Genomic DNA, 22,795 nt, shown 5'->3' on the forward strand with positions numbered 1-22,795 from the left:
AGACAGGCTATACGACGGTTATCCCTCGCCGCCGCCATCAATGGCTTCCGGCACGTAGACGCGCTTCAACGGGAATAGCCCTTTATACCTGGAATCGAATTGGTCGTAGTGTTGCAAGATCAAATCAACGAGTTCGTTCCCGTCAATGAGACGAAAGTTGCTTTTGGCCTTGGCAAAATTCCGCGCCTGATTCGTAAATCCGCCGAGCGTGACAAGGAGTCCGAATTCGCCTTGTGCGACCTTGCCATAGAGCGCTGACACGATGGGGTCGCCGATATTGCCCTCGGTGCTTTTCACTTGCACTTTGATGATAGGCGGTTCGAAGCCCAGTTCGTCCTTGTGGGCAACTATGTCCACGCCGCCGTCAGGCCCCTCGGGTGATACACGTGTGCGGTACCCCATCGTACCAAGCAGGTGGCCGACAAATTTCGCCAGTGGATGCCCCTTCAACTCCTGGGCAAGACGTTTGAGGATAAAGTCACGAGTGGTCTGCTCGATCTCTTCGGCCACCACTGCCACACTCTCGTCCTGATCGACCGGCGGGGAAGCGGTCTTGCCTTCCAGGGCGGCACGGAATTCCTCGGCGTAGTTTTTGATCTGAAAGAGACTCATGGCCGAGCCGATCTCGTAGAGCGCCCCCTGGCTGAAGCTCGTGCGGGGAACGGCCTTGAGCCATTTGACCGGGCGTAGATTGGGATATCCCGGCTCCAGTTTGGCGTCGAAGCGGTACTCCCCTTCCACGCGGCCAAGGTGAATCTGGCGGTCGCGCTTGGAGGGATAGGCCACCAAATCCCCGGTCTTCATCTCGTGGACAAAACGAAAAAGCTGCCCGGCATTGTTCGGGATGGCCCCGGGCTTTTTTTCCGGGTATGCCTTGGCCACGGCCGCCTTGTAGGCTTCACGATCCGGCGGGAGTTTGGCCAAATCGCCCAGATGGTGCCAGCCGATGGCGATGACGTTTTTCTTGAGAAAAAGCGTGTCGGCATCACCCGTCTTGCCAGCATGTATGCCCCACAACGTAATTTCGCCGTTGGCCATGGCTACACATCCTCTTGTTGATTCAACTCTTCCGCCACTGCCCGAAACTGCTCCAGAGCCGCTTCCAGATTTTCGACGATTTCGGCCGCGAGGATGGCCGGCGCGGGCAGGTTGTCCAGGTCTTCCAGGCCTTCATCCTTGAGCCAAAAGATGTCAAGATTCAGCTTGTCCCGGCTGACAAGCTCCTCATACGCGACGCACTTGAAGCGTTCCGTTTCTTTACGGGCGGCACGGTTATCGGTGCTGTAGCTGTCGATGAAATCGACCATGTCCGCGAGCTTCAAGGGGCGTTCGACCAACGTGAAATGGATGTTGGTACGGAAGTCGTAAATCCAAAGATTCTTGGTCCAAGGCACTTTGGCAGCGGGCTTCTTGTCGAAAAATAGCACGTTCGCTTTGACGCCCTGCTTGTAGAAAATACCCGTTGGCAGACGCAGCAGTGTGTGAAAATCAAAGGCGTCGAGGAGGCGTTTGCGCAAGCCTTCTCCGGCGCTGCCGGCCTCGAAAAGCACATTGTCCGGCAACACCACGGCCGCCTTTCCGTTTATGGCAAGGATGCTCATGACGTGCTGCAAAAAATTGAGCTGTTTGTTCGAGGTGGTGAATTTGAAGTCGTCGCGCTCGTAGCTGTCCTTTTGGGTCTTGATGTTCCCGTCTTCACCGACGATCTTGTAACTTGATTTCTTGCCGAAGGGCGGGTTGGTCAGGACCATATCATAGGACATGTTCGGCTTGCTTGCCAGAGCGTCGCCCTGATGGACGGGGCTTTCCCCATTGCCTATGCCATGCAGATACAGGTTCATGGCGCACAGGCGCACGACCTCGCCCACGATGTCCACACCGAAAAAAGTGTCTTCCCGAAGCTTGCGTTGCATCCCTTTGTCCCGGGATTGCTCCTTCATGTGCTCATAAGCGGCGAGCAGAAAGCCGCCCGTGCCGCAAGCGGGATCGCACAGGGTCTGCCCAATTTTCGGGCGCATGACCTCGACCATGGCCTGTATGACCGGGCGCGGCGTGAAGTACTGCCCTGCCCCGGATTTGACCTCGGCGGCATTGCGCTCCAACAGTCCTTCGTAGATCGCGCCTTTCACGTCCATTTGCATGCCGATCCAGGTCTCCTCGTTTATGAGGGAGACAACGCGCTTGAGCTTTGAGGGATCGGTCAGCTTGTTTTGGGCCTTGTGAAAAATCGTGCCGATGATGCCGTTTTTTTTCGCCAGACTTTCCAGTACATGCCGGTAATGCAATTCCAGTTCGTCGCCATCCTTGACGATGAGCGTCCCCCAGCGCAAATCTGTGGGTATGATCGACGGCTCATCCAGATAGTCGAAGCGTTCCTGATCCATTTTGAGGAACAGGAGATAGGTGATCTGCTCGACGTAATCGCCGTAGGATATGCCCTGGTCGCGCAATACATGGGCATAGCTCCAGACTTTGGAAACAAGGGAAGAATTCTCGGCCATGGCTATTTCGTCGTCCTAGATGCCGCTTGCGGCTCACAGCAGGCGTTCACGGATTGTATGGGCTGGGTTTCCACAACGCGGCCATCCTCCCACAAGACGAGGGGAGTTCTCATCTCGCGGGCGATTTTCTCGGCGCGGCCGGAGGCGCGCGTCAGGGCGATTTTGATATTGCGCCTGTGTTGATCGGATTCGGAGCCGTTAGGCTGCATGTGTTCGTCCCTCGTTGGGCAGATATTCCCGGGCGAAGGTGGTCTTGCCCGCGCCATCGGGGCCGGTGATGATGCATATGGACGGCATAGCGTTACAGCAGAGCATCCGGGCCGACGCCGAGCGCCTTGGCCAGGGCCTGCCGCTGCTCCTCGGTCACGGCGCGTTTTCCGGTTTCCATCTGCGATATATAGGCTTGGTTGAGGCCGACCGCCTTGGCAAGGGCCGCCTGGGACAGGCTGGCGGCCTTACGAAGTTGGGCCAAAGTCTGAATGGACCTTTTCGGGACAGCCGGAACAGGAGCAAAGGGCGTTGCCGGCACTGCCGCCGGGGCTGCTACTTGCACTGTCGGCTTGGACTGGGTTGTTTTCTTCCAGGGGCCGGTTGCACGGCGCGGGCGGGAATCCGCCTGGGCGGCCTTTTGCGCCGCTATACGCTTGAGCAGCTCCGAGGCAGGCTCGTCATTGGGGTCTTGCGGGACGAGTTTGCCGGTGAAAGCGGATTTGAGGATGGATTGGCGAAGAGAATCATTAATCCTCAAAATGCTACTAAATTCATTCGCGCTACGAACGCTCAACTCGTTTGACATTACAATCCGCTGAGCGATCACTTTCTGTTCATCAAGAGGTGGGATTGGGATAACAATAGACATGACTTGCGCTTGAGAAATTTTATATATACCCGCAGTCGTTTTAGCCATTAATTTTATCTGTTTTCTGACAAACATGCTTTCCCAAATATTTTGCACAAACTGACTAGAATTTGCAGCACTCAAAAATCTTAATCGTATCATAATATCTGGATATATAAAAAAACCATTCACATTTTGCGCCGTCGCACCTCTCCCCACAAGATCAACAGAACCATTCCCCCTCGCTATAAAGAAATCACCTTCTCGTACCTGAATATCCAAGACAGTATCTTCTGGGACTTGTAAATACTTTACTTTTGAAAAATCAATTCTACTATCACCAATAGCGTTTAACTTTAACGAAGGGACTCCGGGTGGAACAGTTGTCCCCTTAATTGAAAATCCCGTTTTCAATGGCTCTGAAAGTAACTGCCCCAAGCTTGCCCACGTCCACCCCTCCGGCAACTCCGGCAACCCCGCCGCAACCGGCCCCGCCGGCTCCACATACCGGGCCTCCCACGAGTCGTCTTTGGGCTTTTTCCCCTTGGCCTTCATCTTCGCCAACTCGGCCTTTTCCCAGGCCTCGCGGCGAGCTTTCAAGATACGCTTAAGAAGGGCTTCCCCACTCTCCAGGCGGTCCTTATTCTTCTCGCGCCATTCGCGGGTCAGTTCGCCCGTCACTGCCGCCTTGAGAACGGACTGACGGTACTTCTTGAGCAACGCCTGCGCTCGGCGCAAGGACTCTTCGCCCTTGTCCAGGTCGGTAAAGAGTTCTTTTATTTTGGAGACGATGCGGACTTGTTCGTTCGCTGGCGCTATCGGGACTGGCAGGGCCTTAAGCTTTGAGAGACTAATTGAAGCAAGATTCGTTGTTTGCTTTCCTTCATCAAAAAAATACTTCTTACCAAACGCATTTGTGTAAAACGATAAAAATTTAGAAGACAAATCCCCTAAAAAAGGCCGCGCACGAAATACATGATTTTGATGAATGCACACGGGCAACTGCCCTTGCCATACCCATCCTCTCCCGAGCTTATCTCTATCCCCGCCTTCATTCAAAAGAATGTCTCCAGGCATCAACTTTAATCTATCAACGATATCCGTTGTGACAACAATGCTTTTAACCTCACCAAGGTCAATATAGCCATCTTGAACATTAGCGACTCGAAGATAAGGGACTTCAACACCACCAACAACCGACCTTTTCTTATCAACCGTCACGCCACCTTTGATATCTACTACTTGTGCAAGCGACGCCACAATCCATCCTGGAGGCAAAGCACCTCCATCATTTAATTCCCAAATCACTTAAGCAACCAAAGCATCAGTCAAATCGTTCAAAATCCCCTCCAGCTCACCATCGAACGCTCGCCGCGCCGCCACCAGCCCGCCCTGGCCGTTGAGGCTCGGCGATTCCAGGAAATCCCGAGGCGCTATCTCCACGTTGGCGGACAGGTGGTCGCGGATCAGCCGCAGCCATCCCATCTGCTCCTCGGAGTATTCCTTGCCGGCCTTTTTCTGGCGGCCGATCCACAGATTGAAGCGCTGCTCCACCTTGACGCCGAAGGGCTCCAGCTCGGTGTCGCGGCCGAGGGCGAACCTGACGAGGGAAATGATATCCGTCAAGACCTTATCCGACGGCGCGCCCCGGACCCGGCTGGCCTCCAGCCGCTTATAGGCCTGCCAGACGTCGGCCGTGGTCAGATGAAACGGGCGGTCGCTGATCCGGTCGGCCAACTCCTTGACCGAGGCATAGGTCAACTGGCGCTTGGCATAGGGCTGATTGTAAAGCACTTGTAGGGCGAGCAGCTCGTCCTTGCGCTGCTCCATGAACTCCCGGAAACTCGTGATCTTTCCCCGGGCGATGTTGAGGTCATAGCCGGCCGACAAGACCTCGTCCGTAGCCGTCTCATGAATGATGAGCTGCGATTTCTGCCACAGGTCGATCAGCAGATTGCGCACCGTCGGATTATCGAAAACCGCGCAAGCCTCGTCCTTGAGCTGCTCCTCAATCTCCTGCCGCTGTGCTTCGGTCGCCTGGGCCGGGTCGCCATGCGTGTCCCGAACTGCTTGTTCAAGCCTGTCCGGGTCGATGGCACTCAAAAGGCCGGCCGCCATGCCGTGCAGCGAAAGCCCGCCCGTGGCGGCGGCAACACGCTGCGCGTCCTCAGGGTCGATCTTACGCTCCAACTGCGCCAGCCGCCCGACCAGACTCGAAATCCCGTCCGCATCGCGCCGCCCCTGGGCAACTTGGGTCAGGAGTTTGTCGAAGGCGACGGCCCGGACGCGTTCCAACGGCTGGGAAGCGGTCTTCTCGCTTTCCGTGACGCCGACTGCATCCACAAGCACAAAGCGCGTCTTGGTCCGGGCGTCCGGGGTCACGGCCTGCAAATCCGCAGCCTCAATGGAGCGCACGCCCCGGCCCTTCATCTGCTCGAAATAGCCAAGGGAGCGCACGTCGCGCATGAAAAGCAAAACCTCAATGGGTTTGACGTCTGTGCCCGTGGCGATCATGTCCACGGTCACGGCGATTCTGGGCATGGGATCGACCCGGAAGCCTTTAATCAACGCCTTAGGCTTGTCCGAGGTGTTCCGATAGGTGATCTTGCGGCAAAACTCGTTGCCCTCGCCAAAGACCTCCCGGACGATATGCACGATCTCTTCGGCGTGGTTGTCGTCCTTGGCGAAAATGAGCGTCTTGGGAACCCATTCCCCAGACCGGTCCGGGAAAAGCTCGGTAAACAGGGCATCCTTGAAGCTCCGAATGACGGTGCGAATCTGGTTCGGGACAGTGACCGACCGATCCAGCTCCTGCCCGGAGTAATCCATGTCCTCGTCAAGCTGCCGGTAACGAAGCGCCCGGGTCCGCTTGTCGCGCACAGGCACGGCATACCCCGCCTCCACCGTGTCGCCCTGCTCGGTAATCCGGGTTCTAATCCGAAAGACCTCGTAGCCGACGTTGACCCCGTCCACCACCGACCGCTCATACGGATATTCGGACACAAGATTTTGATTGAAAAAACCCAGCGTTTGCCGTGAAGGCGTGGCCGTCAGACCGATGATGTACGCATCGAAATATTCCAACACCTGCCGCCAAAGCCCATAAATCGAGCGGTGGCATTCGTCAGTTATGATAAAATCAAAAGTCTCAATAGGGATGTCGGGATTATATCTGACCGGAGGAATGCCCCCCTCCTGGCCGTTCCACGTCTCGAACGCCGACCCCTCCTCGGCCTCGTCGTCCAATTCCTTTCCCTGAAGCAGGGAGTACAGCCGCTGAATGGTCGTAATGACCACTTTGGCGTCCGGGTCGATACGATTGGAGTGCAAGTGCTGGACGATGTACGTGTCCGTAAAGCGGTTGGCAGCCCCGACAGGATGGTAATCCTGATATTCGCGCAACGTCTGGTCGCCCAGGTTCTTGCGGTCCACCAGAAAGAGAATGCGCCGCGCCCCAGCGTGCTTGATGAGCCGATAACTGAACGTGCAGGCGGTAAACGTCTTGCCCGCCCCCGTGGCCATCTGGATGAGCGAGCGGGGTTCGTCCCTGGCCAGGGACCGTTCCAGACCGTCTATAGCCTCTATCTGACAGTCCCGAAGCCGGGCCGGTTCAATCGGCGGCAGCGAAGCAAGTTTAGCCCGTAACGATGCGTCCTGCCGCAGCCAGGCAAGCAGGATTTCGGGGGTATGAAAGGCAAAAATGCGCCGGGAACGTGGCCTGGGGTCGCGCATGTCCTTGAATTGGACTTCCTCGCCGTTAGACTCGTAATCAAAAACGAGGGTGTCGGACCACTTGGCAAAATGTGATGGAACAGACCCCATATACCGATCAGACTGCTCGGCCACGCCGCTGAGCGTCGCGCCGGCCGCCTTGGCCTCAACAACGCCAGCCGCCTTGCCATCTACAAAGAGAAGATAGTCGCAAGGACCGGAAGAAAGCTGCACCTCGCGAACGGCAACACCAAGCGAAGCCTTGCGGTTCATATCCCCGGCATTCTGGATGACCCAACCCGCCGACGCCAGAAGCGCATCGATTTTTATCCGGGCAAGCTGCTCCGGTGTCTGGGCCGAGGCGGTGTTGGTCATAGTGGTGGCTTCACGAGTTAAATTTTCCTGGGAAGGCCCAGCCCGAAACGGTACCTGCGAGCGGTATCGTGGAGATCTTGAAGGATGTTGTTGGCCCTGGTCTCGTCCAGGCCTTCCATCTGACACAGCCCCTTGTGGATGAGTCCCATTTCGTTGCGCAGGTTGGTGGCGAAAATGCCCGGGTCGTCGGAGGCGATGACGACCGTAGGGACAGGGCGTCCACCCTTATTGTTGAGCCAACGGAATACGTGATGATCGTAGATGTGTTCATAGTCGCTGATGCGTAAATTACTGGTAGGCATCACCTCCACGGCGATGCATTTCTGGCATGTCATCTTTATCACAGCATCCTGGAGCACCTGTAGCACGGGGACGGTGAAAGGATGCTTGGAAACCGGTATGATTTCATTCCATTTTTTCTGCGGTTTGGTGTGGTAACGCTTGAAGATGTCGAAAGCCTCGGGGAGATTTCTCTTGCTTTGCCGAACCCTGTCGGCCTCGACATCCCAGCCGCCCAAGGACGGCATGTCTCCATCCAGACTGAGCGCAGCCAGGGGATCAAGGTGACGCAATTGCCAAGCTTCGATCAGCAGATCCACATCAGGGGCTGCCGTACCCCAGAGTTCGCGATACCCGGCTCGTATATCGTCGCGCAGTTGTTGGCAGGCGGACAAACAGTGCCCCTTGTACCGAAGGAGGCCGTAGGCCCAGATCAAATTGTCGAGCCACTCGCCCCGGGCGCAGTGGAGGGTATTGTTACGGCATCTCAACCAGTATCCAGGGTCCATGCCCAAGGCTGTGCCATGACCGATGCGATCGCCTGCTTGGAGTTCCAGAAAGTCGATGGCCTCATGCACGGCCCGTAGGCCCGAGGGAAGCGTGATGAAATCCTCCCCCACGTGGTAGGTGAACTTGCAGAGCCCCCCCCGGCGCAGCAGGCGGAACAGCGGAGCAAAGACTTCTGGAGGTGCGTCTAGTTCATTGTTGGCAGCGTCCGCACCGACGAGGCGTTTGGCGAACTCAGGGTGAAGTTGGCGCGTACGCAACAACGCTCTCCCCTTTTTCATTAAGCTTTGGCGGAGCTTATAGTGACGGCAAACTCCATCATCCTTTCCAGATTGCTGAGTTTTGATGAAATGTGCCACAAGGGCCAGATCGAAGGGTCGAGACGGAGTGCGCTCGGATAGCACCGTAACGGGTGGGCGGCATCGCGGACAAGAGGACGACCTTTCAGGAGTACGGAAGGCCTTGTCATATCCCTCACGAATGCCCTTCAACAAAAGAAAATTGCTTTTCCGTGTATCCTTTGGAGCAAATCGTCCCTCAACATAGCCCATAGTCGGGCCATGCATACCATGTAACTGGTGGAAACGGTCTTCGTATCTTTGTTCTACGCCACAACGTAGGTCATTTTCCGGTATTTTTTGAAACTGATCGAATCCGAATTGCTCGGCCTGCTGCACAATGAGCCGTTGGCAACGACTCTGTAAAAGCAGATAGATATGCAGCGCCCGATCAAACACATCATGGCCCCGGCCCAGATGGCGAAAGGCCCGGGCCAACATCAAAGCTTCAAGACGGACCAGCCGAACGGATTTACCCCCGCCGCAGGGAAACTGACAAGGGTAGGCCACAGCCATTGGATGATCCATGCCGCCCAACAAGGCGATCCAGGACGAGTCCATCGCGCCGGCTGCCGTAAGGGCATACTTGAGTGCTGCCCGACTGGAATAGCTATGTTCCGAATCGTCGCTCTGCCGCTCCTGGCCTTGACCGTTGCGGTACCTCCCTGGCCGATTGAGCAGGATACGGACGATAAAGTCGCGCAGACGACGGGCTTTCAACAATAGAAGGTAGTAGTCCCAGACACTGGTCAACTGGTGTTGGGCCAGAAATTCCTGAACGCGAAACTTTCCGTTGGCTGCCTTCCTGAGGTTCCAGGCCATCAGCTTGGGGCGGCTCAAGGCGAATTGCCATACGAAGTCGGCCTCGGTGGTGCCGTTGAGGTGCATATGCAGTTCGACAAGCCCCTCCCGGACGGCAAGGTCTTCCAAAAACGCGTTTTGCCCAGGGGGCAAAGTGGCATGAGAGAACGTCTGTAGCAGCATCTGTTCCCAGGTCGCGTATTCGCCGTCCCAGCGGGCACGAGGCCTCACTGTGTCGCTGGCAGCCTGAGAGACTCCAAATTGCAGCCAAGCGGCCACGCTGGCCAAAACTACTGGGGACATTGTCGTCAGCAAATTTTGCCAGTCAGCGAGACGCTCCTCGCGGACATACAGCTTGTCCCCACGAAACCTGAGATGGCCCTCGGCCAAATTCTGCAGACTGACGCGCACGGCCTGCCCTACGGAAGGGACATCATCCAGGGCAGCTTGCAAGCGATGCCTAATGGCGTGATCAGGCTGCCGTGTCTCAATGCGGCGTTCCGCCAGCAAGACACTGGTCTTAAACGCATCCAGGCGAGAGAATACATTCCGAAGGTAGATCGCCAGAATGTATTGATCAGTCAAGAAAATGCGATGAATACGTTCCGGCATGGCTACGCAGGAAGCTGATTGGGTTCTCGATTCATCTTAGGAAGAATGATGCTAGCGAAATTCGGAAGCAACTGTTTCACAAACCGGGAAGATGTGGGCTTAAGCCTGCTACTAGGATAATACAATTTTTCCAAAGGCATCCATAAATCATATATTTTATACTTATCGACCTCCGACTCAATGCCCTTTACGTCGAGTATTTTCGCGTATGCACATATGTCTGTGCTATAGTCCTTCAACATCTTTTTGTATGTGTCAGACCAAGAATTTTCCTCAAAGTAACTCAATTGCGCAGTAGATGGCCCGGCATATGAGTATGACAAGATACCCCCCCTCATAGTTGTATCTGACAAACCATCTCCCTCAACCGCACGACCACACATCATGTTCAAAGGCTTGTACATATTAATAGATCGGCATCTATCTTTCGACGAGTCCGCATAAACAACTTCAAGAGACTTGATGCATTTAACGTATGGTAGCTTTCCACCACAGCACTGACTTGAATGGATAATGTGTTGATTAAAAACATTGTAAGTATATCCATGCATGATTTTAGTGGGAGCCCGCAAAAACAGCCCCCACAGGGGACAACTAAAAAGCATTCTAAACAACCTAAAATCCTCTGAGTATTCAGTTGTGCCCTCTCTTATTTCCTCATTCTGCTCTTGCTCATAGGGATCTTCATTTTCGTCATAAGCAATGTCACAAGTAATTATGGGATCTTCCGACTCAAATTCAAAAGGCTTAGCCAAACCAAGCACGGCAAGATTTCGGGAAAAAATTCGATCAGAAGTAACTGGATTAGCCAGAGTCACACGCTCGGTCCCGGTGTCAACGCCCAGATGAAGATATTCCTCAACTAGCACGGCATTAAAAAAAGCAATTATACATCTATGCAGATATCGGCCAACAGGCGCTTTATCTATCGGGATGGCATTGTCGATGGACACTAGGGTGTAACAAAATCGAGTCATCGCCTTGGACCAAACTGCGACTGGCACCGGTCGCACCTGCTTTTTCCAATAGTTACCCCACAAAACTAAGTTCTTAATGAAATTTTCTGCCTCCTCGGCATATCCCATATCATAAAATATATCATCAACATCTTCTGCGACGATTGCACTAAGCGTTTGTTTTATTCTTGCCGATTTCTCTCCAGAAACTGGAGCGAAACCGAATACAGGATAAGATCGCAGCTGAGCCATATCTTCTATTTTATTACGAAATACCTTCACTTGTTCGTCAAACGACAAAGGTCCTGAACCACCAAGCGACAACAACTCAACCACTGCACCTATAATACTAAATATAGACACAAAAGTAAATTCACCACCGGAAGCAACAACCTTAGAGAATGGCAATCTTGCGTATTTTTTTTGCCATGATTTTATATAGTTCCTATAAGAAGAAGTACCTAGCGTCCCAAACTTCATCTTTTTCGCTGAACTATCACTTGGATTTTGTTGAATGTAACTGACGGAAAATCGAGCCACTTTAAGACTGTTAGCAATATCGGTCAGTCCGACATGCTTGACGTACTCCAGGACATCATCCTTGCCGCTCCAGCTCATCAACTCCTTAGTAAGGCTTACCTTCAGCATATATTCCAACCACAAAGCTGGATTGCTGGTCATCGCTTCTGCCCAGCAAGCTCCGAGAGCCAGCATGGCGTCGTTGGCCGCCTGTTCCGTAAACTCAGGAAGCAGACGAACTCCATGCTGAAACATACCATGCTTATGTAAATTCGTGATCAGGTCGCCAAACGATTGGGCTGAACCGATGCCTTGAATCTGATGAGTGGTAAAGCCAAGACGATGCAACGGGACATAGAAAATCTTTGCCAGTCCGGCATGAAAGGACTTCCTGGCAGGACTGGCCACCTTGGCTGGACTGATACCCTCGGCTGGGCCTAGCTTATCACCTCCCTTGGCGGCATCCGGCTTCACTTCCCATGAATCATCCGCAATCGAGCTATAGCACCTAAGAATCTCCACAACCGTACGAGCGGGATGGTCGGCAAGTACTCTGGCATAAACTTCAACTTCCGCTGACGAGCGATAGAACAGGCACTCTTTGACAATATATTTCAACACCATCAAGACATCTATGGCGACCTCTTTAGGGCCAACACTCTTGTTAACAAGAATACTTGTATCGACTCCACGCAGGTATTCTCCAAAGTTCAAGATATCTACCATGTTGCTTGGTTTAGCAACTTTCATAAGATACTGTCCGGTCAATTGATCTACTATACCTATGAGCTCATTTTCTCTCTCAGTATTACGGACATCATCCTTAGAATACTTTAGATTCAAATCAAATTGCTTCATCTGCTCTTTACGAACTACTGTTTCGTAAAGTCCAATATCTCCTGAAAGGAGCACAATCAACTCAGGTGTCGTCAAGTATTTTCTGATAACTTCAAGCACTTTCCACCCAGAGTCTATACGAGTATCAATATCATCAAACACTAGAACAAATACATCTCTTCCTATTAATGCCAAGCTATCATGTATAATATTACGAAAATCGCGTTCAAAATCACGTCCATGCTTGGCCTTGCTGATGCCCTCATGCAGCAGGAACTGCTCGTCCTCCCAAGAAACATCGGGGTTTTTCCCATTTCCGTTGTCGAATTCACCGACAACCTGCAGTCCCTTGGCCAGTCTGCGTAACTTTTCCTGCCATGACTCGTACCGTTGGTCGGAATGTTCCTCTAAAGAGGAGCAACGCTTCTTTCTGTGATCATCGACGGCCTGATAAATTCGCTGCAGAATTGTCAGCAACACCACTTCCCTGTCCCCCAGAAACGTGGGATCTATGACATCCAAGCAGTGAAAATTCTCCTTGGGAGCTAAGCCGTAATCACCTTTGGGCAAGAGTCCCTTGACCCCCTCGCTGTCTAATATTTTTAAAACACTAAGCACGAACGTAGATTTCCCCACACCTCGCTGCCCGTTGATGGTGATCACGTCGTGAGTGCGTACAGGGAGCCCCTTGTTATTACTATTAAGTGCTCTGACGTAATCTTCGCGGCGCTTTAGGATGTCGCCAATAAGCCGGGCAATGGTGCGCAGGGCCGGCTGATGAATAAGCTCTTCGGCTTTTAGGGCATTGGCTTCTCTGGATTGGGCAAGATCGATGACGACTTCACCATTTGCGCTGGACATGAGGGGCTCCTGAAGTTGAACAGGCTATTTCGGCAACCAGTTTATCGCCCAAACGAAACAATTCAAAGAGAAATTTATCAGTCGATATATGGGCAAAAGAACCACCAACAGTACCCGCAAATTCTGCAGAAGCACTATCCTCTTTCCCAAAAGGATGGACAGGAGATGGACAGAATCTCCCCCAAACGCAAAAAGGGTTGGACCCATTCAGTCCAACCCCTTGAAATTATGGTGCTCCCGATGCGATTCGAACGCATGGCCTATCGCTTAGGAGGCGATCGCTCTATCCAACTGAGCTACGGGAGCAGGGCAAGCGCATGAAACGATGTTCATGCAGCTTTCAGCTTGACCCGGACACGGGCCTGTCGCCACCAGCTAACATGGCGAAATTCAAAACTTATCTTTTCTGACCAATTCTTGCGAAGGCCGCTGTTTCGCGCCTCGGCACCAATTGACGCGCGCCGAACAAATTTTATTATTTGCCGAAGCGAAACTTGTCAATAAATCGGCATGCCAGACAAACGACAAGACGACATCGGGACACGGGCCCAACCGATGCCCCGAAACGGAAAAGTCCACGGACCCGGTTTACAACAACCTCGTACGGCGTATAACGAATAGCATCGCCACAAACCCCGAAACCTTCCGGTACGCGCCGGAAATCGCATCACCGCCCGGACCGGCTCCACAAGGAGAGCCCCCGGCAATGACGCAGGAGTCCACCATGGCCAAACGCATCCTCGCTCCCCTCACCGCCGCCCTGCTCTTTCTGGCCTGGGCCAGCCTGGCCGCGGCGCGCATCCCCCTGCCGGACATCACCGAACTGGTCGAGAAGGCCGGGCCGGCAGTCGTGAACATCTCCACCACCAAGACCATCAAGGCCCAGGAAAACATGCGCGACCTCTTCGAGCAGTTTCATAAGCGCGGTGGCGGGCCTATGGACGATTTCTTCGACCAGTTCCAAAAATTCTTCGGCCCCCAGGGACGCGGCGGCGGGCACCCCTACAAGCAGCGCTCGCTGGGCTCCGGTTTCGTCATCTCCGCCGACGGCTACATCGTGACCAACAACCACGTCATCGACAATGCCGACGAGGTGAAGGTCCAGTTCAAGGATAACGAAACCCCGGTCAAGGCCAAGATCGTCGGCCGCGACCCGGAAACCGACCTGGCCCTGCTCAAGGTCGACGGCAAGTCGAACCTGCCCTACCTGGAGTTCGGCGACTCCTCCAAGCTCAAGGTCGGCGCCTGGGTGCTGGCCATCGGCAACCCCTTCGGCCTGGAAAACACCGTCACCCTGGGCATCGTCAGCGCCAAGGGCCGCATCATCGGCGCCGGGCCCTTCGACAACTTCATCCAGACCGACGCCTCCATCAACCCCGGCAACTCCGGCGGTCCGCTGATCGACCTCGACGGCAAGGTCGTGGGCATCAACACCGCCATCGTGGCCTCGGGCCAGGGCATCGGCTTCGCCATCCCGTCCGACATGGCCAAAAACGTCATCGAACAGCTGCGCCAGGGCAAGTCCGTCAAGCGCGGCTGGCTCGGCGTCACCATCCAGGACATCGACGCGAATACGGCCAAGGCCCTCGGCATGGACAACACCAAGGGCGCCCTGGTCACCTCGGTCATCGAAGGACAGCCCGCCGCCAAGGCCGGCCTGAAAAGCGGCGACGTCATCACCGCCATCGCCGGCGAGAAGGTGGACAATTCCAACGAGCTGCTGCGCCGCGTGGCCGCGCTGAAGCCCGGCGAATCGACGGAAATGACGCTCCTGCGCAAGGGCTCGCCGGTCACCGTCTCCGTCACCCTGGGCCAGCGCGATGCCAAGAAACTGGCCGAACAGCGCGGCCAGGGCATGGAAGGCGACGAGTCCGGACCGGAAAACGCCACCACTGTCATCGGCATGTCCCTGCGCCCCGTCAGCGGCAAGGAGGCCAAGGCCCTCGGCATGGACAAGGCGCGCGGCCTGCTGATAACGGATGTCGCGGACGGTTCCGAGGCCGAGCAATCCGACGTGCGCCCGGGCGACGTGGTGCTCGAAGTCAACCAGCAGCCGGTTTCCACCCCCGAGGAATTCAAGAAGGTGGTGGACACCGACGGCAAGAAGAAGGGCGTCGTCATGCTGCAGATCAAGCGGCAGCGCCAGACCATCTTCCGGACCGTGCCCCTGAAGGAATCCAAATAACCAATCGCCCGCAGGCGCGGGGGACCTCCCCCGCGCCCGCGGCATGACAGGCTCGCCCCATGGCCTTGCTCCCCCACTGCGCCGAAGAAACCGCCCTCCCCGTTCCCTGCAAGGTCAATTTGCGCCTTGCCGTCGGCCCGCGTCGCGCCGACGGATACCACGACATCGAAACTTTTTTCCTGCCCCTGCCCGAACCGTGCGACGCCTTTTTCATCCGGCGCTTCGACGAGCCGGGCGACATTGATTTCTCCTGCTCCGACCCGGATCTGGAAACCGACGACAACCTGGTGGTGCGGGCCTACCGCGCCTTTGCCGCGGCCACGGGTTTTTCCCCGCGGCTCGAAGCGGGACTCAAGAAACGCATTCCCCACGGCGCGGGCCTTGGCGGCGGCTCCTCGGACGCGGCCGTCATGCTGCGCTACCTAAACGACCGGGCCGGCGACGACGCCCTGGCCGAACCCGACCTTTCCGCCCTGGCCCTGACCCTTGGCGCCGATATCCCCTTTTTCCTCCTCGGCGCGCCGGCCGTGGCCACCGGCGTCGGGGAACGCCTCGTTCCCACCGACCCGGGGCTGACCGGCTGGCACGCGGCCGTGGTCTGCGCCCACTGCCGGGTTCCCACGGCCTGGGCCTATGCCGCACTGGACGCCGCCAGAACTTTCCCCGTCAAACCCGGGGCCAAGCTCTTGACAAGCGTTTTTGACACTAATAGAAGGGCGTTTTGCGTGACCGGAGCGCCACTGCGAAACGATTTTGAACCCGTCGTATTCGCCGCCCACCCGGAACTCGGGCGGGTCAAGGAACGCCTGCTGGCCCTCGGGGCGGCGGGCGCCCTTCTTTCCGGCACGGGTTCCGCGGTGTTCGGACTCTTCAGGCAGCGCCAATCGGCCGTTTTGGCCCTGGCCGATCTGTCCGGAAGCGGTCCCCGCACCTTTCTCGCGTCGCTGTAGGCGGCGCGGCACGGATCACCGCGAATGAATGTATCCGCCCCCTGGGCGGAACGGCATGCTGGGGCGTCGCCAAGTAGGTAAGGCACGGGGTTTTGGTCCCCGCATTCGTGGGTTCGAGTCCTACCGCCCCAGCCATATTCCAGAAGCAACCCGGCCCGTCGGCGACGGCGGTCCCGCCGCCCGGCCATCCCGGCGGCCCATACCTTCCCAGAGGCCCGGCATGGCGCAAGGCGATCTGAAAATACTGACCGGAACATCCAATCCCGTCCTGGCCGCAGCCATCTGCGACCACCTCGGCTGCACCCTGCTCCCGGCCAAAGTCGGCACGTTCAGCGACGGCGAGATCCGCGTCGAGATCGGCGCCAACGTCCGTGGCTGCGATATCTTCGTGGTTCAGTCCACCTCCTATCCGGTCAACTACAACCTGATGGAGCTGTGCCTGATCCTCGACGCCTTAAAGCGCGCCAGCGCCCAGCGCGTCACCGCCGTGGTCCCCTACTACGGCTACGCCCGCCAGGACCGCAAAGTGGCCCCGCGCGCGCCGATTTCCGCCAAGCTCGTGGCCGATTTCCTCACCATCGCCGGCATGAACCGCCTGCTCACCATCGACCTGCACGCCGGCCAGATCCAGGGCTTTTTCAACCTGCCCGTGGACAATCTTTTTTCCGCTCCGATCATGGCCGAATATTTCAAGGAATTTTCCGGGGAAAACGTCTGCGTGGTGTCCCCCGACGCCGGCGGCGTGGAGCGGGCCCGGGCCTTCGCCAAGCGCCTGGGCGGTAGCCTCGCCATCATCGACAAGCGCCGCGACGCCCCCAACCAGGCCCAGGCCATGCACGTCATCGGCGACGTCACCGACAAGCTGTGCGTGGTGCTCGACGACATGATCGACACCGCCGGCACCATGTGCCAGGCCGGCACCGTGCTGCTCGAAAACGGCGCCCGCGAAGTCATGGCCGCCGCCACCCACGCCGTGCTCTCCGGCCCGGCCATCGAGCGCCTGGAGGCCTCGCCCTTTACCCAGATCGTCACCACCAACACCATTCCGCTCAATGAAACGGCCAAGGCCTGTTCCAAGATCAAGGTCCTGTCCATCGCCGGACTGCTGGCCAAAGCCATCCACAACATCCACACCGAATCCTCGGTGAGTGTGCTTTTCACGTAGATGCCGGCCATACGCCGCCTGACCCAAAATCATATTTCGCCCACGGGCGCAAAGGAGATACCCGCCATGAAAGAGACCCTTTCCCTCGCCGTCAAGACCCGCTCGGGCTTTGGCAAGGGGGCCAACCGGAAGCTGCGTGCCACGGGCATGGTCCCCGGTATCTATTACGACGACACCGGAGCCAACATCCCGGTCATGGTCGATCACCTTCCGCTGCAAAAGCTCTACGCCAAGACCGCTTCCTCCCACGTCTTCGAGCTCAAGATCGCTTCCGACGCCGGTGAGGAGACCAAGCCGTCCCTGCTGTGGAAGGTCGAGCACCACCCGACCAAGCCCCGCATCACCCACGTGGACTTCTACGGCGTGGATCTGACCAAGGCCATCCGCGTGCACATTCCCGTGGTCGTGACCGGCAAGGCCAAGGGCCAGGTCGCGGGCGGCGCCCTGGAAGTCTACCGCGAATCCATCGAGGTCATCTGTCTGCCCCTGGCCATTCCGGACAAGGTGGTCATCGACATCACCGACCTCGGCGTCAACGAAAGCGTCCAGATCGCCGATGTGGCCCTGCCCGAGGGCGTCAAGGCGGTTTACGAGGACAACTTCTCGCTGCTGGCCGTTGTCACGCCCGAGGCCGAGGATGAAGGGGAGGAAGAAGCCGCGGAAACGCCGGCTGCCGCCCCGGCCGCTGAAGAGGCCTAACCAGACGCACGCCAACGGCATCGCGCCTTTCGGGCGGGACGCGCCACCGGAATTCCGGGTGCGTCCCGCCCTTTTTGACGCCGCTGCCACTACCCGGGAAAAAAGCGACCCATGGCTGTTTCCGCCCTTATCGTTGGCCTTGGCAATCCCGGCCCCCGCTATGCCGCCACGCGGCACAATTTCGGCTTCATGGCCGTCGACGCCCTGATCGCCCGGGCGCGCGAACTCGGCGGCGCGCCCAAGGCGGCCATGACCTCCCACAAGGACATGGACGCCGTCGCCATCGCCCTGCCCGTGCTGCCGGGCGGCGCGTTCGCCCAGTTCGTGTGCGTCAAGCCCCTGACCTACATGAACTTAAGCGGCCGGGCCGTGCGTGCGGCCATGGCCTTTTACAAGCTCGCTCCAACCGACGTCCTGGCCATCCACGACGAACTCGACCTGCCGCTCGGGCGCATGCGGGCCAAGCGCGGCGGCGGCAACGCCGGGCACAACGGCCTCAAATCCCTGACCCAGGAGCTCGGCAGTCCGGATTTCGTCCGGCTGCGCCTGGGCATCGGCCGGCCCGAGCCGGGACGCGACGTGGCCGGTTACGTGCTCGAGCCCTTTCGCAGCGAGGAAATGGCCGTGGTGCGCCAGATCCTGCCGGCCGCCGTGGACGCCGTTTTCACCTATTTCGAGGATGGCCTGGAGACGGCGATGAGCCGGGCCGGGGCTTTTACCGCCGTATCCGGCTGAAAAGAAGGCCCGATTTCCCGCCCGGCGAGCCATATTCCCCCCCAGGCTTCGAGCTTCACGACCGAATGCGTGGACACATGGCGGCAAGTGCGCTATTTTGGCTCCTAGACGGCAATCGTGCATGCATGATGCGCGATTTCCGAAAGGAGTCGAACGGTGTTTTCCGAGGAACAACTTGTCGTGTATCCGGCCCAGGGAGTGGGCAGGGTCGAACGTATCGAGACCCAGGTAATCGGCGGGACCTCGGCTGATTTCTTTATCGTTCGTATCCTCAGCAACAACGTCACGCTCATGGTGCCGGTGGCCAACGCCGAAAACGTGGGCCTGCGTCCGCTCTGTACGGCCGAGCAAGGACTGGCCATTATCGAGTCCCTCAAAGACCGGTCGGATTTTACCGGCTATACCGGTCAAAACTGGAATCGCCGTTACCGCGAATATTCCGAAAAACTGAAAAGCGGCGACCTGGCCGACGTGGCCTATGTGCTCAAGGAACTGCTTTTGATCGGCCAGAACAAGGAACTCTCCTTTGGCGAGCGCCGATTGCTCGAACAGGCCACGAGCCTTTTGACCCTGGAGCTGGCCCTGGCCCTGGACAAGGACCAGCAGGAAATCAAGGACGTCATCAACGAAATCTTCGCCGACGTGCTGGCTCCGAAACCCGAGGAATGATCCGGGAGGACGGCTCTTTTCGAACAAGGGCCGCCCGTACGCTTGACAGACCCCGGAAAATGTATATGGATCGTTCCAGGCCGTTGTCGGTCTGTCCCCCACTGCCCTGGTCCCCGTAAAAAAGCGAGTTTATGCCGTTTCCCCTGTGGAGCGGCCCCACTGAACTCACGCTGCATCGGGTTTTTTCTTTCACTTCAATACGCGCCTCTTTGCGCCGGGCTATTTCTGTGAGCAACGCACCAAAACGCCGTGGACGTCCGCCCCAGTCCCCACCCCCTCCTGCACCTTCCGATCCCGTCGAAAGCGACGACATCCTGCAACCACCTTCAGCGAAACCGGGCCTGATGGAGACGTCTATGAACCTCTCCGAACTGAAGCTTAAGAGCATGCCCGAGTTGATGGACCTGGCCGTCCAATACAACGTCGAAAATCCCAACGGCATGCGCAAGCAGGAGCTGATCTTCGCCCTGCTGCAAAGCTGCGCCTCGCAAAACGGGGCCATTTTCGGCGAAGGCGTGCTGGAAATCCTGCCCGACGGCTTCGGATTTCTGCGTTCGCCCATGTACAGCTACATGCCGGGTCCCGACGACATCTACGTCTCGCCCTCCCAGATCCGCCGCTTCGGCCTGCGCAAGGGCGACGTGGTCTCCGGCCAGATCCGCCCGCCCAAGGAAGGCGAACGCTACTTCGCCCTCCTGCGCGTGGGCGAGATCGGCTTCGCCCCGCCCGAGGCCTCGCGAAACCTGGTGCTCTTCGACAACCTGACGCCGCTTTACCCCGACAAGCGCTACGTCATGGAAAACGGGGCGGAAAACTATTCGTCCCGGGTCATCGATCTCCTGACCCCCATCGGCCATGGCCAGCGCGGCATCATCGTCGCCCCGCCCCGCACCGGCAAGACCATGCTGCTGCAGACCATCGCCAACTCCATCAACGCCAACCGCCCCGACGTCTTCCTCATCGTCCTCCTGATCGACGAACGCCCCGAGGAAGTCACGGACATGGAACGCACGGTCAAGGCCGAGGTCGTCTCCTCCACCTTCGACGAACCGCCCCAGCGCCATGTGCAGGTCGCCGAGATGGTCATCGAAAAGGCCAAGCGGCTCGTCGAGCGCAAGATCGACGTGGTCATCCTGCTCGACAGCATCACCCGCCTCGGCCGCGCCTACAACGCCGTGACCCCCTCGTCCGGACGCGTGCTTTCCGGCGGCCTGGACGCCAACGCCCTGCAGCGGCCCAAGCGCTTTTTCGGCGCGGCCCGCAATATCGAGGGCGGCGGATCGCTGACCATCATCGCCACGGCGCTCATCGACACCGGCTCCCGCATGGACGAAGTCATTTTCGAGGAGTTCAAGGGCACCGGCAACATGGAAATCTATCTGGACCGTCATTTGGCCGAAAAGCGCGTCTTCCCGGCCATCGACATCAACCGGTCCGGCACGCGCAAGGAAGAACTGCTGCTCGAAACCGACGTGCTCAACCGCGTCTGGATCCTGCGCAAGCTGCTCGCCCCCATGAGCCCCATCGACTCCATGGAGTTCTTGCTCGACAAGATGCGCGGCAGCAAGACCAACCGCGAATTCCTCGACCTCATGAACAGATGACCGGGGAAGGCCCCGGTTTTTCACCCGCCCGGGGAGCGGCCGGCCCGCCGGCCGTTCCCCCCTCGCCGGGATTTTGCGCCCGCCTGCTCGAAAGCCGTATATTAAACATGGGTTAGGGAAACGCCTCCGACTTTCCTTCCCGCCTGTATCGGGATATGTACCGGCCATGTCCGTCCAACGCTTCCGCTTCGTGCCGGGCGGGTCCCGGCGTCTGGCCGCAGCCCTGGCCGCCGTCTTTTTCTTTGTGACCGCGGTCCTTGTCCCTGCGGCCCAGGCCAGCTTTTTCTCCTTTGACCTCAAGGACGAGCGCGAACTCGGTGAGAAGTTCAATGCGCTGATCCGCGCCCGGATGCCGCTGATCGAAGACACCGAGGTCAACGACTACATCCAGGGCATCATCAACCGGCTGGTGCGGGTCAAGCCGCCCATGGCCTTTCCCATCACCCTCGGCGTCATCAACAACAACGCCGTCAACGCCTTTGCCGGCCCGGCCGGCTACGTCTTCGTCTACACCGGCCTGCTGCTCCAGATGGATCACGAATCCGAGGTGGCCGGCGTCCTGGCCCACGAACTGGGCCACGTCAGCCAGCAGCACATCGCCAAGCGCATGGGCGAAATGCAGGCCCTGTCCATCGGCCAACTCGTCGGCGTCCTGGCCGGCGTGATCCTCGGCCAGACCACCGGCAACCGCGACCTCGGCAGCGCCGTGGCCATAGGCAGCCAGGCGGCCTCGGCCCATGCCTACCTGAAATATTCCCGCGACGACGAGCGCGAGGCCGACCAGGTCGGCATGAACACCCTCGTCGCCGCCGGCTACCGGCCCCAGGGGCTCGTCGACGCCTTCGAAACCATGCGCCGGCTGCGCTTCATGCAGGGCGGCGGCATCATTCCCACCTACTTAAGCACCCACCCCGGCCTCGAGGAACGCATGGGCTACCTGAGGGACCGGCTGAAGCTGCTGCCCAAAAACGTGCTCGACCGCAAGGACGACGACGTGGCCTTCAAGCGGGCCCAGATGCTGGTGCGCGCCCGCTACACCGATCCCAAGAACGCGGTGGCCTATTTCCGCAAGCTCGGGGACAAGGCCACCTGCCTGGACAAGCTCGGGCTGGCCATCGCCCTGTCCCGGTCCCTGGCCGACATGAGCCAGGCCAAACCGGCCTTCGAGACGGCGCTGGCCTGCGGCGGCAACGATGCGCTGGTGCTGCGCGAGTCGGGCCGGTATTTCCTGAAGATTCGCGATTTCGCCCGGGCCAAAAGCCTGCTCCAGGCGGCCCTGCGGCAAAATCCCCGGGATATCGACGCCAACTACGAATACGGCCGCATGCTGGCCCAGGAAGGCAACTACAAGGAGGCCGTGCGCTACCTGGACCAGGTGCGCATGCGCGTGCCGGAGAACCCGGAAATCCGCGCCCTCTACGGACAAATTCTCGGCCAGGCCGGCGACATCTTCCACGCCTACCTCAACCTCACCTACGCCGCCATCTACGAGAACAACCCCCGCCAGGCCAAATTCCAGATGGACAAGGCCAAGGCCGCGGCCAAAAGCGACGACGACCGCCGCGAACTGGCCCGGCTCGAACAGACCATGAAAAAACGTTCGGCCTACTGGAAGAAATCGCTTTTGGGAAATTAGCGCCGGAGCCCGAGGGG

The 22,795-nt window shown here is 57.8% G+C and carries 14 protein-coding genes and 2 tRNA genes; 9 read left to right on the plus strand and 7 right to left on the minus strand.

The annotated features are described in order from the left end of the window. Nucleotides 1-18 precede the first annotated feature (18 nt). From K9F62_19795 to K9F62_19825, 7 genes are all read right to left on the minus strand, one after another. Nucleotides 19-1,038 carry a restriction endonuclease gene (locus K9F62_19795; protein ID UJX40898.1) on the minus strand — a complete coding sequence of 340 codons (1,020 nt, stop codon included), beginning with the start codon at nt 1,036-1,038 and terminating at the stop codon, nt 19-21. A gap of 2 nt (nt 1,039-1,040) precedes the next feature. Further along, nucleotides 1,041-2,501: a type I restriction-modification system subunit M gene (locus tag K9F62_19800; protein UJX40899.1), complete on the minus strand. Its 1,461-nt coding sequence runs from the start codon at nt 2,499-2,501 to the stop codon at nt 1,041-1,043. Nucleotides 2,502-2,802: 301 nt separating this feature from the next. Further along, nucleotides 2,803-4,599 (minus strand): helix-turn-helix domain-containing protein, encoded by a 1,797-nt coding sequence (locus tag K9F62_19805; GenBank protein ID UJX40900.1) that lies wholly within the window; start codon nt 4,597-4,599, stop codon nt 2,803-2,805. 48 nt (nt 4,600-4,647) lie between these two features. Then, entirely contained in the window at nt 4,648-7,425 is a 2,778-nt protein-coding gene (locus K9F62_19810; protein UJX40901.1) for a DEAD/DEAH box helicase family protein, read from the minus strand. A 17-nt stretch (nt 7,426-7,442) separates the two neighbouring features. Beyond that, entirely contained in the window at nt 7,443-9,962 is a 2,520-nt protein-coding gene (locus K9F62_19815) for a hypothetical protein (protein UJX40902.1), read from the minus strand. A 2-nt stretch (nt 9,963-9,964) separates the two neighbouring features. Further along, nucleotides 9,965-13,135, minus strand: coding sequence for a hypothetical protein (locus tag K9F62_19820; protein UJX40903.1), 3,171 nt, complete (start codon nt 13,133-13,135; stop codon nt 9,965-9,967). Nucleotides 13,136-13,364: 229 nt separating this feature from the next. Next, a tRNA-Arg gene (locus K9F62_19825) sits at nt 13,365-13,441 on the minus strand. 418 nt (nt 13,442-13,859) lie between these two features. Here K9F62_19825 and K9F62_19830 point away from each other — a divergent pair. From K9F62_19830 to K9F62_19870, 9 genes are all read left to right on the plus strand, one after another. Continuing rightward, complete coding sequence (locus K9F62_19830) at nt 13,860-15,320, plus strand: DegQ family serine endoprotease (protein ID UJX40904.1); 1,461 nt, start codon at nt 13,860-13,862, stop codon at nt 15,318-15,320. 59 nt (nt 15,321-15,379) lie between these two features. Next, a complete protein-coding gene (gene ispE / locus K9F62_19835) occupies nt 15,380-16,270 on the plus strand; it encodes a 4-(cytidine 5'-diphospho)-2-C-methyl-D-erythritol kinase (protein ID UJX40905.1) in 891 nt (296 codons plus the stop codon). Nucleotides 16,271-16,329: 59 nt separating this feature from the next. Then, nucleotides 16,330-16,405 (plus strand) — tRNA-Gln (locus K9F62_19840). Nucleotides 16,406-16,490: 85 nt separating this feature from the next. Further along, entirely contained in the window at nt 16,491-17,435 is a 945-nt protein-coding gene (locus K9F62_19845; GenBank protein UJX40906.1) for a ribose-phosphate pyrophosphokinase, read from the plus strand. A 66-nt stretch (nt 17,436-17,501) separates the two neighbouring features. Beyond that, a complete protein-coding gene (locus tag K9F62_19850) occupies nt 17,502-18,134 on the plus strand; it encodes a 50S ribosomal protein L25/general stress protein Ctc (protein ID UJX40907.1) in 633 nt (210 codons plus the stop codon). 111 nt (nt 18,135-18,245) lie between these two features. Continuing rightward, entirely contained in the window at nt 18,246-18,869 is a 624-nt protein-coding gene (gene pth, locus K9F62_19855) for an aminoacyl-tRNA hydrolase (protein ID UJX40908.1), read from the plus strand. A gap of 156 nt (nt 18,870-19,025) precedes the next feature. Further along, on the plus strand, nt 19,026-19,538 hold the full coding sequence (locus K9F62_19860) for a CarD family transcriptional regulator (protein UJX40909.1): 513 nt from the start codon (nt 19,026-19,028) through the stop codon (nt 19,536-19,538). Nucleotides 19,539-19,894: 356 nt separating this feature from the next. Beyond that, complete coding sequence (gene rho, locus K9F62_19865) at nt 19,895-21,142, plus strand: transcription termination factor Rho (GenBank protein UJX40910.1); 1,248 nt, start codon at nt 19,895-19,897, stop codon at nt 21,140-21,142. Nucleotides 21,143-21,308: 166 nt separating this feature from the next. Further along, nucleotides 21,309-22,778, plus strand: coding sequence for a M48 family metalloprotease (locus tag K9F62_19870; protein ID UJX40911.1), 1,470 nt, complete (start codon nt 21,309-21,311; stop codon nt 22,776-22,778). The last annotated feature ends 17 nt before the right edge of the window (nt 22,779-22,795 follow it).

The sequence above is a fragment of the Desulfovibrio sp. JY genome (assembly GCA_021730285.1).
Lineage (GTDB): Bacteria > Desulfobacterota > Desulfovibrionia > Desulfovibrionales > Desulfovibrionaceae > Solidesulfovibrio.